Annotated in this window: 14 protein-coding genes and 1 riboswitch; of the genes, 13 read left to right on the top strand and 1 reads right to left on the bottom strand. The window is 73.7% G+C overall.

Going from position 1 to position 15,902, the window contains the following annotated elements:
- Window positions 1-233 precede the first annotated feature (233 nt).
- The 4 genes from JQT67_RS10705 to JQT67_RS10690 all read left to right on the top strand — a co-directional run bounded on the left by JQT67_RS10705 (window position 234) and on the right by JQT67_RS10690 (window position 5,470).
- Window positions 234-950, top strand: coding sequence for a succinate dehydrogenase iron-sulfur subunit (locus JQT67_RS10705; protein ID WP_307864328.1), 717 nt, complete (start codon window positions 234-236; stop codon window positions 948-950).
- Between the two features lie 94 nt (window positions 951-1,044).
- Window positions 1,045-1,866, top strand: a complete 822-nt coding sequence (locus JQT67_RS10700) for a TspO/MBR family protein (protein ID WP_208064652.1) — start codon at window positions 1,045-1,047, stop codon at window positions 1,864-1,866.
- A 47-nt stretch (window positions 1,867-1,913) separates the two neighbouring features.
- Window positions 1,914-3,836 (top strand): dynamin family protein, encoded by a 1,923-nt coding sequence (locus tag JQT67_RS10695; protein WP_307864305.1) that lies wholly within the window; start codon window positions 1,914-1,916, stop codon window positions 3,834-3,836.
- Window positions 3,833-5,470, top strand: a complete 1,638-nt coding sequence (locus JQT67_RS10690; protein ID WP_208064650.1) for a GTPase — start codon at window positions 3,833-3,835, stop codon at window positions 5,468-5,470. The genes JQT67_RS10695 and JQT67_RS10690 overlap by 4 nt, the downstream gene beginning before the upstream one ends.
- Before the next feature lie 3 nt (window positions 5,471-5,473).
- On the opposite strand, the gene ptsP is transcribed toward JQT67_RS10690, so the two are convergent.
- On the bottom strand, window positions 5,474-7,132 hold the full coding sequence (gene ptsP / locus JQT67_RS10685) for a phosphoenolpyruvate--protein phosphotransferase (RefSeq protein ID WP_208064649.1): 1,659 nt from the start codon (window positions 7,130-7,132) through the stop codon (window positions 5,474-5,476).
- Between the two features lie 50 nt (window positions 7,133-7,182).
- On the opposite strand from ptsP, the gene JQT67_RS10680 reads away from it, so the two are divergent.
- The 9 genes from JQT67_RS10680 to JQT67_RS10640 all read left to right on the top strand — a co-directional run bounded on the left by JQT67_RS10680 (window position 7,183) and on the right by JQT67_RS10640 (window position 15,840).
- A complete protein-coding gene (locus JQT67_RS10680; protein WP_208064648.1) occupies window positions 7,183-8,148 on the top strand; it encodes a YihY/virulence factor BrkB family protein in 966 nt (321 codons plus the stop codon).
- A 51-nt stretch (window positions 8,149-8,199) separates the two neighbouring features.
- Window positions 8,200-9,030: an exodeoxyribonuclease III gene (locus JQT67_RS10675; protein WP_208064647.1), complete on the top strand. Its 831-nt coding sequence runs from the start codon at window positions 8,200-8,202 to the stop codon at window positions 9,028-9,030.
- A 23-nt stretch (window positions 9,031-9,053) separates the two neighbouring features.
- A complete protein-coding gene (gene trpS, locus JQT67_RS10670) occupies window positions 9,054-10,049 on the top strand; it encodes a tryptophan--tRNA ligase (RefSeq protein WP_021009885.1) in 996 nt (331 codons plus the stop codon).
- Entirely contained in the window at window positions 10,046-10,621 is a 576-nt protein-coding gene (locus tag JQT67_RS10665; RefSeq protein WP_208064646.1) for a GNAT family N-acetyltransferase, read from the top strand. Before trpS ends, JQT67_RS10665 begins: the two co-directional genes overlap by 4 nt.
- Before the next feature lie 111 nt (window positions 10,622-10,732).
- A riboswitch (FMN riboswitch) is annotated at window positions 10,733-10,875 on the top strand.
- Between the two features lie 48 nt (window positions 10,876-10,923).
- Window positions 10,924-11,955 (top strand): bifunctional diaminohydroxyphosphoribosylaminopyrimidine deaminase/5-amino-6-(5-phosphoribosylamino)uracil reductase RibD, encoded by a 1,032-nt coding sequence (gene ribD / locus JQT67_RS10660; RefSeq protein WP_243755931.1) that lies wholly within the window; start codon window positions 10,924-10,926, stop codon window positions 11,953-11,955.
- A complete protein-coding gene (locus JQT67_RS10655) occupies window positions 11,955-12,581 on the top strand; it encodes a riboflavin synthase (RefSeq protein WP_208064645.1) in 627 nt (208 codons plus the stop codon). Before ribD ends, JQT67_RS10655 begins: the two co-directional genes overlap by 1 nt.
- Window positions 12,578-13,843, top strand: coding sequence for a GTP cyclohydrolase II (ribA, locus tag JQT67_RS10650; protein ID WP_208064644.1), 1,266 nt, complete (start codon window positions 12,578-12,580; stop codon window positions 13,841-13,843). The genes JQT67_RS10655 and ribA overlap by 4 nt, the downstream gene beginning before the upstream one ends.
- Entirely contained in the window at window positions 13,843-14,325 is a 483-nt protein-coding gene (gene ribH, locus JQT67_RS10645) for a 6,7-dimethyl-8-ribityllumazine synthase (RefSeq protein ID WP_208064643.1), read from the top strand. The genes ribA and ribH overlap by 1 nt, the downstream gene beginning before the upstream one ends.
- Window positions 14,326-14,484: 159 nt before the next feature.
- A complete protein-coding gene (locus JQT67_RS10640) occupies window positions 14,485-15,840 on the top strand; it encodes an MFS transporter (protein WP_208064642.1) in 1,356 nt (451 codons plus the stop codon).
- Window positions 15,841-15,902: the final 62 nt, after the last annotated feature.

The raw sequence follows: 15,902 nt of genomic DNA, 5'->3' as shown, positions 1-15,902 counted from the left end.
AGCTGCCACAGGGCGACCCGAAGGGCCAGGACTCGGGCGTGCACGCCTCGCACAGCGGCCCGACCGGCGCACCGACGCCGATGGCCGACCGCCCCGACACCGCCTCGACCGACGACCAGTCGAGCGCGCACCAGGTCGCCGAGGCCGCCGCGCAGTCGTCGACCGAGCCGAAGCCGGTCGAGAACGAGTACGACGGCGCCGACCGCGAGACGCAGCCCGCCCCGTCGCACGACGTGCCCGAGTCGTTCAACGTCACGGTCATCGTGCGCCGCTTCGACCCCGAGGTCGACGACGAGCCGCGCTGGGTCGACTACGACGTGCAGATGTACCCGACCGAGCGCATCCTCGACGCCCTCCACCGCATCAAGTGGGAGCAGGACCCGTCGCTCGCGTTCCGCCGCTCGTGCGCGCACGGCATCTGCGGCTCCGACGCCATGCGCATCAACGGCAAGAACCGCCTCGCCTGCAAGGCGCTCGTGAAGGACTTCGACATCTCGAAGCCCATCTACGTCGAGGCGATCAAGGGCCTGCCGCTCGAGAAGGACCTCATCGTCAACATGGAGCCGTTCTTCGACTCCTACCGCGAGATCCAGCCCTTCCTCCAGGCGGCCTCGAAGCCCGAGAAGGAGCGCCACCAGACGATCGCCCAGCGCGAGCGCTTCGACGACACGACGAAGTGCATCCTGTGCGCGGCGTGCACGACCTCGTGCCCCGTGTTCTGGACCGACGGGCAGTACTTCGGCCCGGCCGCGATCGTGAACGCGCACCGCTTCATCTTTGACTCGCGCGACGAGGCGAGCCAGGTGCGCCTCGACATCCTCAACGACAAGGAGGGCGTGTGGCGCTGCCGCACGACCTTCAACTGCACGGATGCGTGCCCGCGCGGCATCCAGGTCACCAAGGCGATCGCAGAGGTCAAGCAGGCGCTCATCTCGGGCGTCAAGCTCTAGCGAGCCTGCCTTCGAAGGGCCGATCCCCCATGGGATCGGCCCTTCGTCGTCGGCGCCCAGGAGATTGTTAGCCTGGCAACGTATCGTCGCGGCCATGGCTACCGCATCCGAGACCAGGGCCGCGCACTCGAGGAACGGCGCGCCGACGAGCGCCGACCGCGTCCGCGCGTGGGCCGTGCTGCTCGCGCTGCCGATCACGATCGCCGCCGCCGCGCTCGGCGGCGGGCTCTTCGGCGGCCAGGAGATCGGCTCCTCCGCGGGAGGCGCCCTCTCCGACGCCGCGACGCCGATCGCGCCCGACGGCCCCGCCTTCTCGATCTGGAGCGTCATCTACTTCGGCCTCGCGGCCTACGCCGTGTGGCAAGTGCTGCCGAAGCAGCACGCCGACCGCCGCCAACGGGCGACCGGCTGGCTCGCGATCGGCTCGCTCGTGCTGAATGCGGCGTGGATCCTCGCGGCACAGACCGACGTGCTGTGGCTCACCGAGGTCATCATCGTCGTGCTGCTCGCGGTGCTCATCACGATCTTCGTGCTGCTGCGCCGCGGCCGCCCCGACTCGTGGATCGAGGCGCTCGTCGTCGACGGCACGTTCGGCCTCTACCTCGGCTGGGTCTCGGTCGCGACCGCCGCGAACACCGCCGCCTTCCTCGCCGACCTCGGGCTCGAGCCCTCGCCCTTCGAGCCGTGGGCGATCGCGGTGCTCGCCGTCGTCGCGCTCGTCGGCGTAGCACTCGCCCTGTGGAGCCGCGGGCGCATCGCGCCTGCGCTCGCCATGACGTGGGGCCTGTCGTGGATCGCGGTCGGGCGCTTCGCGGGCGAGCCGGAGTCGGCGCCGACCGGGATCGCGGCGATCGTCGCGGCCGCGCTCATCGCGATCGCGACCGTCGTCGCGCGCCTCCGCGACCGGCGCCGTTGAGCGGTGCAGCACGGGACGCGGAGCGCGCGATGCGGCAGACTGGCGGCGTGACCGGGACGATCGCGGCGCTCGACCGCCTCGACGCGCTGCGCGCGGCGCTCGACGGCGTCGCGCTGCCGCTCGCGGTCGCGGGCGCCGGCGCCGCGCGCGACGCGCGCAAGGCCGCTGTGCGGCAGATCGACGACTACATCCAGCCGCGGCTCGCGCACCTCGACGCGCCGCTGCTCGCGGTCGTCGGCGGCTCGACCGGCGCGGGCAAGTCGACGCTCGTGAACGCCCTCGTCGGGCATCCCGTCACCCGCACGGGCGTCATCCGGCCGACGACCCGGCAGCCGATCCTGCTCCACTCCCCCGCCGATGCCGCGTGGTTCGCCTCGACGCGCATCCTGCCCGGGCTCTCCCGCATCACCGGCGTCGTCCGCGACGCGCCCTCGCACGAGGCCGGCGACGACCCCGACGCGGCGCTCGTGGGCTCGGTCGTGCTCGTCGCCGACGAGCGCGTGCCGCGCGAGCTCGCGATCCTCGACGCGCCCGACGTCGACTCGATCGCCGACGAGAACCGGCAGCTCGCCGCGCAGCTGCTCGCCGCGGCCGATCTGTGGCTCTTCTGCACGACCGCGAACCGCTACGCCGACGCGGTGCCGTGGCGGCTGCTCGACGACGCCGCGGCGCGCGACATCACCGTCGGCGTCGTGCTGAACCGCGTGCCGCCCGGCGCCGAGGCCGAGGTCGAGGCCGACCTGCGGCACATGCTGGCCGCGCGCGGGCTCGGCGCCGCCCCCGTCTTCGTCGTCACGGAGTCGCCGCTCGACGAGCGCGGCATGCCGCCGGCGGGCGCGGCCGCGGCGGTCGGCGGTTGGCTGGGGGGCATCGCGGGCGATCGCGCCGAACGAGCGCGCGTCGCGGGCCGCACGCTCGCGGGCGCGGTCGAGCGGCTCGCGGTCACCGCTCGCGCGGTCGCCGAGGCGCGCGACGAGCAGCTCGTCGTCGTGCGCGACCTGCGAGCCACGGTGCGCACGGCGCACAACGACGCGGCCGAGCGCGTGCACGACGCGACGCGCGACGGCGTGCTGCTGCGCGGCGAGGTGCTCGCCCGCTGGCAGGACTTCGTCGGCACCTCCGACGTGTTCCGCACCGTCGAGTCCTGGTACTCCCGCACGCGGGACCGCGTCGTCGCGTGGTTCCAGGGCCGGCCGCCGCCCGCCGTCGAGGTCGAGCACGAGATCGAGAGCGGCCTGCACGCCGTCATGGTCGACGAGGCCGGTCGCGCCGCATCCGACGCCTGGTCGCGCGTGCGGCAGAGCGCGGTCGGGCGGCAGCTGACGAGCGGCGTCGACCTCGCCCGTCCGTCCACCGACCTCTCCGAGCGGGCGAGCCGGCTCGTGCGCGAGTGGCAGCAGGGGCTCATCGAGCTCATCACCGAGCAGGCGGCGGGCAAGCGCACGAAGGCGCGCGTCATGTCGCTCGGCCTCAACGTCATCACGGTCGCGCTCATGGTCGTCGTGTTCGGCTCGACCGGCGGCCTCACGGGCGCCGAGCTCGCGATCGCGGGCGGCTCGGCGGTCGTCGGGCAGAAGCTGCTCGAGACGATCTTCGGCGAGGACGCCGTGCGCCGCCTCGCCGCGCAGGCGCGCGACGAGCTCGACGCGCGGGTGCGCGCGCTCATGGACGCCGAGGCGGCGCGGTGGGATGCGCTGCTCGAGCCCGTCGAGCGCGGCACGTCGGCGGATGCGCTGCGCGACCGGGCGGCGGAGCTCGAGACCGCGATGCGGTCGGTCGGCGCCGCGAGCCCGACCTCGCGAGAGGTGCAGCGCAGCGACCTCGTCGAGGCCGAGGTGCTCGACGACGACGCCGAGGCTCCGCTCGAGGCCGAGGCCGACGAGGTGCGCGAGCTCGAGCGGCGCTCGGGCTGGGCGCCGCCCCCGGTGCTGCCGCGCGCGCAACCCAGTGCCGACGAGGCGGGCCGGTGAGCGAGCCGACCGTCGACGCGCTGCTCGGCGCGCTCTCGGAGGCGGCGGAGCTCGGCGCGGGCCGCGTGCCGGAGGACGAGCTCGAGGCGGTGCGGCGCATCGTCGCGAGCGCCGCCGAGCGCCGCGCGCTCTCGTCGGAGCACACCGTCGTCGGCTTCTTCGGCGCGACGGGCTCGGGCAAGTCGTCGCTCATGAACGCGCTCGTCGGCGAGCCGATCGCCACGACGCACGTGCGGCGCCCGACCACCTCGGTGCCGCTCGCCGCCGTCTGGAACCCGCGTGGCGCATCCGCCCTGCTCGACTGGCTGCAGGTGAGCGACCGGCGCATCGTCGAGCGGCCGTTCGCCGAGGGGCAGGACCTCTCGCTCATCGTGCTCGACCTGCCCGACTTCGACTCGGTGGCGCTCGAGCACCGGGCGATCGCCGAGCGGCTCGCGGGCCAGGTCGACGTGCTCGTCTGGGTCGTCGACCCGCAGAAGTACGCCGACGCCGTCATCCACCGCGACTTCATCGCGCCGCTCGCGAGCCACGCGGCCGTGACGACCGCTGTGCTCAACCAGGTCGACCGACTGCCGGAGGCCGAGGTCGGCCGCGTCGTCGAGTCGCTGCGCGGGCTGCTGCGCCGCGACGGGCTCGGCGACGTGCTCGTGCTGCCGGTGTCGGCGACGACGGGCGCGGGGGTCGACGACCTGCGGCGCGTGATCGCGCGCTTCGCGGCGGAGCGGAAGGCGGCGTCGCAGCGGCTCGCCGCCGACATCCGCTCGGTCGCGGGCCGGCTCGAGGCCGCGGGCGTGCCGGGCAGGGTGCGCGCCGCCGACACCCAGTCGCTCGAGCGCGGCCTCGCGGCCGCCGCGAACGTCGACGCGGTCGCGAACGCGGTCGCCGGCTCCTACCGCAAGCGCGCCGGGCAGGTGACGGGCTGGCCGCTCACGTCGTGGGTGCTGCGGCTCGCGCCCGACCCGCTGCGGCGCCTCCACCTCTCGCCCGGTCGCGACGCGCGGCGCGACGCCGAGGTGCACCGCACGAGCCTGCCGCCGATGAGCGCCGCGCAGCGCGCGCAGGCCGGCACCGCGGTGCGCACCTACGCCGACGCGGCCGCAGCGGGGCTCGGCGAGGGCTGGTCGGCGGCGATCCACGAGCATGCGGCGGTCGCGCTCGAGTCGCTGCCCTCCGAGCTCGACCGGGCGGTCGCGCGCACCGACCTCGGCGCTCGCGCCTCGTGGTGGTGGCCGCTGCTCGGCGCGCTCCAGTGGCTCGCCCTCATCGCCGCCGTGCTCGGCGGGGTGTGGCTGCTGCTCCCGGTGCTGCTGCCGCTGTGGGGCATGGTCGCGCCGGTCATCCCGCAGGTCGAGGGCACCGCGACGTGGCTCGACGGCTGGCCGATCCCGCTCGCCCTGCTCATCGGCGGGCTGCTGCTCGGCGTCGTGCTCGGCGTCGTCGGCGCGATCATCGGCGGCGCCGTCGGCGCGGCGCGGCGATCCCGCGCGAGGCGTCGGCTGCGCAAGCAGGTGGGCGCCGTGGCGCGCGAGGTCGTCGTGCTGCCGATCGAGGGCGAGCGCGAGCGGGCCCGCGAGTTCGCGGTCGCGATCGCGCGGGCGCAGGGCTCGCGGAAGCGGACCTCCGGGGTGGGCTGAGCCTCAGCCCGCAGAGACGGCGGCGGCGAGCTGCCGCGCCTCGGCGGCCGACCGGGCGGCGAGCACGCGCTCAGCCCGCGCGCGCGCCTCATCCAGCGTCACCGTCAGCAGCTCGGCGCGCACGTCGGCGATTGCCGACGCGCTCATCGAGAGCGTCGTGACGCCGAGCCCGACGAGCACGACGGCGAGCGCCGGGTCGGCCGCCGCCTCGCCGCAGACGCCCACGGGTTTGCCCGCTCGAGCCCCCGCATCCCCCAGCATCTTCACGAGCCGCAGCACCGCGGGGTGCCACGGGTCCTGCAGCGCCGCGACGGAGCCGAGCTGCCGGTCGGCGGCGAGCGTGTACTGCGTGAGGTCGTTCGTGCCGATCGAGACGAAGTCGCACGCCTCGACCACCTGATCGGCGACGACCCCGATCGACGGCACCTCGGCCATCGCGCCGACCACCTCGAGCCCGAGCTCGCGACCGAGCGCGACGAAGTACTCCGCCTCCTCGACGTCGGCGATCATGGGGGCCATCACCCACAGCTCGGCGTCGGTCGCCGCGCCGGCGTTCGCGAGCGCCGTGAGCTGATCGCGGAGGATCGCCTCGTTCGCCCGCAGCGCGCGGATGCCGCGCAGCCCGAGCGCCGGGTTCTCCTCGTGCGCGTCGTTCAGGAACGAGAGCGGCTTGTCGGCGCCCGCGTCGAGCACGCGCGCGACGACCTTCTTGCCGGGGAAGGCCTGCAGCAGCTCGGTGTACGAGGCCGTCTGCTGCTCGATGCTCGGGGCGGCGGGCGAGTCGAGGAACAGGAACTCGGTGCGGAACAGCCCCACGCCCTCGGCGCCGGCGGCGACCGCCGCAGCGGCGTCCTTCGGCGAGCCGACGTTCGCGAGCAGCGGCACCTTCGTGCCGTCGGCGAGCGCGCCCTCGGTGATGGGGGCGGATGCGGCGGCGAGGCGCGCCTCGCGCTCGGCGAGGGCGGCCTCGACGGATGCGTCGTCGGGCTCGAGCTCGACCGTGCCGGCCCGCGCGTCCACGATCGCGCGCTGCCCGTCGGCGGCCGCATCGAGCAGCCCCACGACGCCGACGACCGCCGGGAGCGACTTCGACCGGGCGAGGATCGCCGTGTGGGAGGTCGGACCGCCCTCCTGGGTCACGAGCGCGAGCGTCTTCTCGAGGTCGAGGGTCGCGGTGTCGGCGGGCGCGAGGTCGCGTGCGACGAGGATGAACGGCTCGTCCGAGACGGGCACGCCGGGCGCCGGCACGCCGCGGAGCCGCGCGACGACGCGCTGGGCGACGTCGTCGAGGTCGGTCGCGCGCTCGGCCATGTAGCCGCCCATCGCCGTGAGCATCTCGCGGAATGCCGCGTACGCATCCCACGTCGCCCGCTCGGCGTTCGCGCCGCCCTCGAGGCGCGAGCGCACGTCGTCGAGGATCGCCGGGTCCTGCGCCATGAGCGCGGCGGCCTCGAGCACCTGCTGGGCGTCGCCGCCGGCGGCGGCGGCCCGTGCGTTCAGCTCCTCGGCGACGTGCTGCAGCGCCTCCTGCACGCGCGCGTGCTCGGCGTCGACGTCGGCGGCGAGGGGCTCGTCGCTCGGCGGCGCGAGCGGCTCCGGCATCCTCAGCACCTTCGCGGCAGCGATGCCGCGCCCGACCCCGACTCCTGCGAGCGCACTCATGCGGCAACACTACGCTGGGCTCGCCGAGCGTTGCCACGAGCGAGGGGCCCATGAAGCAGCTGGTCGACCGCGTGATGCGGTCGTGGCCCGTGCGGGCGTGGCAGCGGTTCCTCGAGATGCGAGGGCCCGTGCTCGCGCAGGGCATGACGCTGCAGGCGTTCCTGTCGCTCTTCGCCGCCCTCTTCCTGGCGTTCTCCATCTTCATGGCGGTGCTCGGCGACAACGTCGTGCTGCGGGAGGCCGTCATCGAGTCGGTCGGCGCCGCGATCCCCGGCCTCCTCGGGCCCGAGGGCGCGCTCGACGTCGAGCAGCTCACGGGCTCGAGCATCGTCGGCTACACCGGCCTCATCGCCTCGGTCGCGATCCTCATCACCGCGATCGCGTGGATCGCGGTGAGCCGCGAGGGGTTCCGCGCGATGTTCGACCTCGGCCCGGCACCCTCGAACTTCTTCCTGCTGAAGCTCGGCGACCTCGGCGTCGCGATCGGCATCGGGCTGCTCGTCGTCGTCTCCTCCGCCGTGCTCGTGGTGACGCAGAGCCTCGCGGACGCGCTCGGCCTCGGCTGGACGGCGCAGCTCATCGGCTACGCGGTGCAGCTCGTGCTCGACTCGACGGTCGTGCTGCTGCTCTACCGCTTCGGCGGGCGCCTGCGGCTGCCCGCGAAGCAGATCGTGCCCGCCGCGCTCGCGTGCGGCGTGGCGTTCTTCGTGCTCAAGCAGCTCGCGACGCTGCTGTTCCGCGGGGTCGAGAACAACCCGCTGCTCGCGGGCATCGCGGCGCCCGTCATCATCCTCATCTGGCTCGGGTTCATCATGCAGGTGCTGCTCATCGTGCTCGCGCTCGTCGCGGTCACCGACACCGGCCGCGCCTACACGCGGCTCGTCGAGATCGGCGGCCTCGACGCGACGCTCACGCCCGAGCGGGCGGCGGAGCTGCTCGAGGAGGTGCGCGCCGCGCGGCGCGAGGGCGACGACGCGGTGAGGCTCCAGCGCCGGCTCGCCAAGCGGCTGCGGTGACCGCCCGGCGCCCGGCGCCGCCCGTCTGCGGGCCTCGGTAGGCTCGATCGCATGGTCCGCATCGCCTCCGTCAACGTCAACGGCGTGCGCGCCGCCTTCCGCAAGGGCATGGGCGAGTGGCTCGAGGCCGGCGACTTCGACATCGTCGCGCTGCAGGAGGTGCGCGCGCTCGACGAGGACCTGCTGCCGCTCGTGCCGGGCTGGCACGTGCTGCACGACCCCGCGACCGCGAAGGGCCGCGCGGGCGTCGCCGTGCTCTCGCGCGAGCCCTCGATCGAGCACCGCACCGACATCGGGCTGAAGACCTTCGACACGAAGGGCCGCTGGCTCGAGGCCGACTTCCTCGTCGGCGAGACGCTGCTGACGGTCGTCTCGGCCTACGTCCACTCGGGCGGCGAGGTCGGCAGCCAGAAGCAGGACGACAAGTACCGCTTCCTCGAGTCGATGGCCAAGCGGCTGCCGCAGCTGCGGCAGCACGCCGAGCACGTCGTCGTGATGGGCGACTTCAACGTCGGCCACACGCCCCTCGACATCAAGAACTGGAAGGGCAACCAGAAGAACGCCGGCTTCCTGCCCGAGGAGCGCAGCTACCTCGACCGCTTCTTCGGCACCGGCATGGTGACGGGCGTCGACGGCAAGCGCGGCCGCGGGCACGGCTGGGTCGACGTCGGCCGCGCCGCGCACCCGGGCGTCGACGGCCCCTACACGTGGTGGTCGCAGCGCGGCAAGGCCTTCGACACCGACACCGGCTGGCGCATCGACTACCACATGGCCTCCCCCGCCCTCGCGCAGGTCGCGCGCGACTACCGCATCGACCGGGCGAGCGCGTGGGACACGCGATGGTCCGACCACGCCCCCGTCATCGTCGACTACGACCTCTGATCACGAACCCCAGGAACGCATCCATGCCCAACCCCCGCCTCTACTCGGGGATGCAGCCCTCCTCGGGCTCGCTCCACCTCGGCAACTACATCGGCGCGCTGCAGCAGTGGCGCGCGATGCAGGGCGACTTCGACGCCTTCTTCTCGATCGTCGACCTGCACGCGATCACGGTGCCCCAGGCCCCGGATGTGCTGCGCGAGCAGGTGCGGACGCTCGCCGCGCAGTACATCGCGGGCGGCATCGACCCCGATCGCTCGTGCCTGTACGTGCAGTCGCACGTCGCCGCGCACGCGCAGCTGCAGTGGCTGCTCGCGACCATCACGGGCTTCGGCGAGGCGAGCCGGATGACGCAGTTCAAGGACAAGACGGTCAAGGGCGGGCAGGAGGCGGCCTCGGTCGGCCTGTTCACGTACCCGATCCTCATGGCCGCCGACATCCTGCTCTACGACACCGAGGTCGTGCCGGTCGGCGACGACCAGAAGCAGCACGTCGAGCTCACGCGCGACCTCGCCGAGCGCTTCAACAAGCGCTTCGGGAAGACGTTCACGGTGCCGAAGCCCGTCATCCTCGCGGGCGGCGCGCGCATCTACGACCTCCAATCGCCCGAGTCGAAGATGTCGAAGTCGGCCGACAACGACAAGGGCGTCATCTGGCTGCTCGACGAGCCCTCGAGGACGGCGAAGAAGATCCGCTCGGCCGTCACCGACACCGACGGCTCGATCCGCGCCGACCGGGCCGCGAAGCCCGGGGTGACGAACCTGCTCGACATCCTCTCGGCGATGACGGGCACACCCGTCGCGTCGCTCGAGGCGGAGTTCGCGGGCGAGGGCTACGGCGTCTTCAAGACCGCGGTCGCGGACGCGGTCGTCGCCGAGCTCGCGCCAGTGCGGGAGCGCACGCTCGAGCTGCTCGCCGATCCCGCCGAGCTCGACCGGCTGCTCGCCGCGAACGCCGAGCGCGCCGCCGAGGTGGCCGACGCGACGCTCGCCCGCGCGCTGGAGGCGATGGGGCTGCGATGAGCGCCGCGCCGCTCGCGGGACCCTCGCTGCCGGTGCTCGGCCGCACGGTGCTCCTGACGGCGCTGCGCGACGACGACATCGACCGGGTCGTCGAGGCGTGCTCGACCGAGCAGGCGCGGCGGTTCCTCGACACCCCGTGGCCCTACTCGCGCGCCGACGCGGAGGGCTTCGTGCGGGGGTTCGCGCCCGCCGGCTGGCGCGGCGAGCACGATGAGCGCGTGTGGGCGATCCGCGAGTCGCTGCGCGGGCCGCTCGCGGGGGTCATCGGCCTCCGCACCGAGCGCGGCGAGGTCGGCTTCTGGCTGCACCCCGACGCGCAGGGCAAGGGACTCATGGCGGATGCGCTGCGCACCGTCGTCGGGCACGCGGAGGGCTGCTTGACGTGGCCCGAGGTGCACTGGCGCTGCTACGACGGCAACCTCGGCTCGATGCGGGTCGCGAAGGCCGCCGGCTTCGCCTACCTCGGCACCGAGCAGGGCACGCAGCGCGGCGAGCCGGTGCTGCAGCACCACGCCGTGCGCGTCGCGTCGGGCATGCCCGCCGACGCGCGCCCCTGGCCGCCCCTCGACTGACCGCCGCGCCCTTCCGCCGCGCCCGCCGCAGAGTGCCGGAACTCTGCGCGAGGCCGGGCTGCGTCGGGCGGGAATGGGGCGCGCGGGAGTCGAGTTGTAGGGTGGCAAGTGCAACGTGCCCGGGGTCAGTGCAAGTCTGAACCGGCGGTGACAGTCCGCGACCCGAGAGGCCCGCTCGAACCCGAGCGGCCGATCGGCTGAGCTGGTGGAATTCCAGCACCGACGGTGAGAGTCCGGAGGGGAGGCGCACGTGGGGTCGCTCGCGACCCCCCGTTCCCCGCGCGCGTTCGGAAGGGAACGGCATGGCAGGCAACGGCACCGCGAGCATCAGCGCGGCGGAGCGCAGCGCGATGGCTCGCGCGCGCGAGCTCGCGCTGCTCGGCCCTCGGGGCGTGAACCCGCAGGTCGGCGCCGTCATCCTCTCCCCCGACGGGCGCGTGCTCGCCGAGGGCTGGCACCGCGGCGCCGGCACTCCGCACGCCGAGGTCGACGCGCTCTCGAAGCTCGCGCCCGGCGAGGCCCGAGGCGCCACCGCCGTCGTCACCCTCGAGCCCTGCAACCACACCGGCCGCACCGGCCCCTGCGCGGTCGCGCTGCTCGAGGCCGGCGTCGCCCGCGTCGTGCACGCGGCCGCCGATCCCGGCGAGGCCTCCTCCGGCGGCGCCGCGCGCCTCGCCGTGGCCGGCATCGAGGTCGAGCGGCTCGACGAGGCCGAGGGCGAGGCGCTCATCGCCGACTGGCTCTTCGTGCAGCGCACCGGCCGGCCCCGCGTGACCGTCAAGTGGGCGCAGTCGCTCGACGGCCGCGCCGCCGCCGCCGACGGCTCGAGTCGGTGGATCACGGGCGCCGAGGCGCGGGAGCACGTGCACCGCGAGCGCAGCGCGCACGACGCGATCGCCGTCGGCACCGGCACGGTGCTCGTCGACGACCCGCTGCTCACCGCGCGCATCCCCGGCGTCGACGACGCCCCGCAGCCGCTCCCCGTCGTCTTCGGCGAGCGGGACATCCCCGCAGCCGCCGCGCTCCGCGCGCACCCGCGCGGCCTCCGCACGGCCGGCCGCGACATCGAGGCCGAGCTCCGCGCCCTCGCCGCCGACGGCATCCAATCCCTCTACGTCGAGGGCGGCCCGACGCTCGCGAGCGCGTTCATCCGCGCCGGGCTCGCCGACCGCTTCACGATCTACCTCGCGCCGACCCTCCTCGGGGGCCCGCGCACCGCGATCGACGCCATCGGCGTCGGCACCATCGACGAGCAGCGCCGCCTCGCGGTCACGCGACTCGAGCAGCTCGGCCGCGACCTGCTGGTCGAGGCCACGACAGAGAGCGAGCAGTGATGTTCACCGGCATCATCGAAGAGCTCGGCGAGATCGTCTCGTTCGAGCCGCACCGATCCGAGCAGGGCGACGCGTGGCGCCTCACCGTGCGCGGCCCCCTCGTCGTGAGCGACGCGTCGCACGGCGACTCGATCGCCGTCAACGGCCTGTGCCTCACGGTCGTCGAGCAGACGACGGATGCGTTCACGGCCGACGTCATGCAGATCTCGGTCGACATGTCCACGCTGGGCGACCGCCGGGCGGGCGACCGCGTGAACCTCGAGCGCGCCGCCGCGGTCGGCGACCGCCTCGGCGGCCACATCGTGCAGGGGCACATCGACGGCACCGCGACCGTGCTCGCCGTCACCGACGGCGACGGCCAGCGCACGGTGCGCTTCTCGCTCGCACCCGAGCTCGCGCACCTCGTGGTGCGGAAGGGCTCGATCGCCGTCGACGGCATCAGCCTCACCGTGTCGGCCGTGAGCGCGCCGGGCGAGGCCGAGCAGTGGTTCGAGGTCTCGCTCATCCCCGAGACGCTCGAGTCGACGACCCTCGGGTTCCGCGCCGTCGGCGACCGGGTCAACATCGAGACCGACATCGTCGCTCGCCACGTCGAGCGCATGCTCCAGCGGGAGGACGCACGATGAGCATCACCACGATCGACGCGGCGCTCGAGGCGCTCCGCGCCCGGAAGCCGATCATCGTCGTCGACGACGAGGGCCGCGAGAACGAGGGCGACCTCATCCTCTCGGCGCAGCTCGCGACGGCCGAGTGGATCGCCTTCCTGGTGCGCCACACCTCCGGCTACCTGTGCGCGCCGCTCACGGGCGAGCGCGCCGACGAGCTCGGGCTACCGCTCATGGTGCTCGAGAACGAGGACTCGCGGCAGACGGCGTACACGATCACCGTCGACGCCGCCGACCGCGACAGCACGGGCATCTCCGCCGACGACCGCGCGCACACGCTGCGCGTGCTCGCGAACCCGGCCGCGACGCCCGCCGACCTCCGCCGGCCCGGGCACATCGTGCCGCTGCGCGCCGTCGAGGGCGGCGTGCGGCAGCGCCCCGGCCACACCGAGGCGGCCGTCGAACTCATGCAGCTCGCGGGCCTCGAGCCGGTCGCGGCGATCGGCGAGCTCGTCGAGGACTCGGGCGAGCTGCGCCGGCTCCCCTCGCTCATCGCGTTCGGCGAGGAGCACGGCCTGCCCGTCATCACGATCGCCGACCTCATCGACTACCTCGACGCCGGCGGCCTGCCGACCGCGTGCAAGGGCGCGAACGAGGAGTCGGCGCGCGTGTCGTTCGAGGTCGAGACGAACGTGCCGACCCGCTGGGGCACGTTCCGGATGGCCGCCTACCGCGACCGCCAGACGGGCGCCGACCACGTCGCGATCATCGCCGGGCAGCTCTCCGACGGCGCGCTCGTGCGCGTGCACTCCGAGTGCCTCACAGGCGAAGCCCTCCACTCGCTCAAGTGCGAGTGCGGCCCGCAGCTCGACGCGGCGATGCAGCAGGTGCAGGAGTCGGGCAACGGCATGGTCGTCTACCTGCGCGGGCAGGAGGGGCGCGGCATCGGCCTCATCAACAAGCTCAAGGCCTACCGCCTGCAGGAGGACGGCCTCGACACGCTCGACGCCAACCTCGCGCTCGGCCTGCCCGCTGACGCGCGCGAGTACGGCGCCGCGGCGGCGATCCTCAAGCAGCAGGGGCTCGAGTCGATCCGGCTGCTCTCGAACAACCCGCTCAAGCAGGCGGAGCTCGAGAAGCACGGCGTCGAGGTCTCCGAGCTCGTGCCGCTGCTCGTCGGGGTCGGCACCTTCAACGAGCAGTACCTGCAGGCGAAGCGCGACCGCATGGGGCACCAGCTGCCGGCGGTCATCACCCAGAACGACGAGCAAGGAGAGCACTGATGGCCGGAGAGGGACGCCCCGAGACCCACCGCCTCGACGGACGCGGGCTGCGCATCGCGATTGTGCACGGCCGCTGGCACGAGCGCATCGCGGACGGCCTGCTGGAGGGCGCGCGCGGCGCGCTCGCGGAGACCGGCGCGGAGGTCGTCGAGCTGCCCGTGCCGGGCGCGTTCGAACTGCCGGTCGTCGCGCAGGGCGCGCTCGAGGCCGGCTTCGACGGCGCGGTCGCGCTCGGCGTGATCATCCGCGGGGGCACCCCGCACTTCGAGTACGTCTCGCACGCCGCCACCATGGGGCTGACGGAGGTCGCCGTGCGCACGGGCAAGCCCGTCGGCTTCGGGGTGCTTACCCTCGAGGACGAGCAGCAGGGCATCGATCGCGCGGGCCTGCCCGGCTCGAAGGAGGACAAGGGCCGCGAGGCGGCCGAGGCGGTCGTCGAGGCCGCGCTCGCGCTCCGGTCGCTGTCGTCCATGCGGCCGTAGCCGGCAGGGACCGAGGTATCAGACACTCGTTACACTGGGCAGGTCGTCCCCCGGAGCCGAAAGTGGCTCCCACGCGGCCGGGCCGTCACGAGCGGACCGCTCCAACGCGCGCCAGCACACCCGCGACCATCGCGCGCGCGACGCTTACCAGGAAGCAGCATGTCCATCTCCGCAACCCAGGCGTCCTCCGCGCCGTCCAAGCCGGCCAACTCCCGCGGCCGCGTCATCTTCGCGAGCCTCGTCGGCACGACGATCGAGTTCTACGACTTCTACGTCTACGCGACCGCCGCCGTGCTCGTGTTCCCGCACCTCTTCTTCCCGGCCGGCGACGAGACGACGGCGCTGCTGTCGTCGTTCGCGGTCTTCGGCGCCGCGATGGTCGCGCGCCCGGTCGGCTCGATCGTCTTCGGCCACCTCGGCGACAAGCACGGCCGCAAGGTGACGCTCGTCGGCGCCCTCCTCACGATGGGCGTCGCGACGTTCCTCATCGGCGTGCTGCCGACCTACGCCCAGGTGGGCTGGATCGCGGCGGCGCTGCTCGTGCTCATGCGCCTCGCGCAGGGCTTCGCGCTCGGCGGTGAGTGGTCGGGCGCGGCGCTCGTCGCAACCGAGAACGCCCCGGTGGGCAAGCGCGCCTGGTACGGCACGTTCCCGCAGCTCGGCGCGCCGATCGGCTTCATCATCGCGAACGGCCTCTTCCTCATCATCGCCGCGGCGCTGCCGAGCGACGACCCCTCGATGCCGTCCGAGGCGTTCCTCGAGTGGGGCTGGCGCATCCCGTTCCTGTTCTCCGCCGTGATGGTCATCGTCGGCCTCTACGTGCGCCTCAAGCTCGTCGAGTCGACCGCGTTCTCGAAGGCGAAGTCGAGCGGCGCGGTGCAGCGCCTGCCGCTCGCGACCGTGTTCCGCGACCACTGGAAGGAGCTCATCCTCGGCACCTTCTTCATGCTCGCGACGTACGTGCTCTTCTACCTGATGACGGCGTTCTCGCTCACCTACGGCCGCGCGCCGGTGGATGCGGCGGTGCCGGGCCTCGGCTACTCGTACAACACCTTCGTGCTCATGCTCATCGTGGGCGTCGTCTTCTTCGGCATCTTCACGCTCGTCTCGGGCCCGCTCGCCGACCGCTTCGGCCGCCGCAAGACGCTCATCTGGGTCACCGCAGCCATCATCGTCTTCGGCCTGCTGTGGGTGCCGCTCACGGGCGGCGGGCTCTTCGGCGTCATGGCGTGGCTCATCATCGGCATGTCGCTCATGGGCTTCACGTTCGGCCCGATGGGCGCCCTCCTGCCGGAGCTGTTCCCGACCAACGTGCGCTACACCGGCTCGGGCATCTCGTACAACGTCTCGTCGATCCTCGGCGCGGCCGTCGCACCGTTCATCGCCGTGGCGCTGTGGACGCTCGGCGGCGGCAGCCCCTTCTGGGTCGGCATCTACCTCTCGGGCGCCGGCCTGCTGACGCTCATCGCCCTCGTCATCTCGAAGGAGACGAAGGACGTCGACATCGAGCGCTGACGCGCGACGGATGCGTCCGGCCCGCTGCCCGGGAGGGTGGCGGGCCGCTTCGTTCCCCGTGC

Source organism: Agrococcus sp. TF02-05 (assembly GCF_017565345.1).
Lineage (GTDB): Bacteria > Actinomycetota > Actinomycetes > Actinomycetales > Microbacteriaceae > Agrococcus > Agrococcus pavilionensis.
The sequence above is the reverse complement of the archived record's forward strand: the minus strand, read 5'-3'. Positions and strand labels throughout refer to the sequence as shown.

Coding starts and splice junctions, on each gene's coding strand:
- JQT67_RS10700 (WP_208064652.1), top strand. CDS start 1,045: ATGGCTACCGCATCCGAGACCAGGGCCGCGCACTCGAGGAACGGCGCG.
- ptsP (WP_208064649.1), bottom strand. CDS start 7,132: ATGAGTGCGCTCGCAGGAGTCGGGGTCGGGCGCGGCATCGCTGCCGCG.
- JQT67_RS10680 (WP_208064648.1), top strand. CDS start 7,183: ATGAAGCAGCTGGTCGACCGCGTGATGCGGTCGTGGCCCGTGCGGGCG.
- JQT67_RS10675 (WP_208064647.1), top strand. CDS start 8,200: ATGGTCCGCATCGCCTCCGTCAACGTCAACGGCGTGCGCGCCGCCTTC.
- trpS (WP_021009885.1), top strand. CDS start 9,054: ATGCCCAACCCCCGCCTCTACTCGGGGATGCAGCCCTCCTCGGGCTCG.
- JQT67_RS10665 (WP_208064646.1), top strand. CDS start 10,046: ATGAGCGCCGCGCCGCTCGCGGGACCCTCGCTGCCGGTGCTCGGCCGC.
- ribD (WP_243755931.1), top strand. CDS start 10,924: ATGGCAGGCAACGGCACCGCGAGCATCAGCGCGGCGGAGCGCAGCGCG.
- JQT67_RS10655 (WP_208064645.1), top strand. CDS start 11,955: ATGTTCACCGGCATCATCGAAGAGCTCGGCGAGATCGTCTCGTTCGAG.
- ribA (WP_208064644.1), top strand. CDS start 12,578: ATGAGCATCACCACGATCGACGCGGCGCTCGAGGCGCTCCGCGCCCGG.
- ribH (WP_208064643.1), top strand. CDS start 13,843: ATGGCCGGAGAGGGACGCCCCGAGACCCACCGCCTCGACGGACGCGGG.
- JQT67_RS10640 (WP_208064642.1), top strand. CDS start 14,485: ATGTCCATCTCCGCAACCCAGGCGTCCTCCGCGCCGTCCAAGCCGGCC.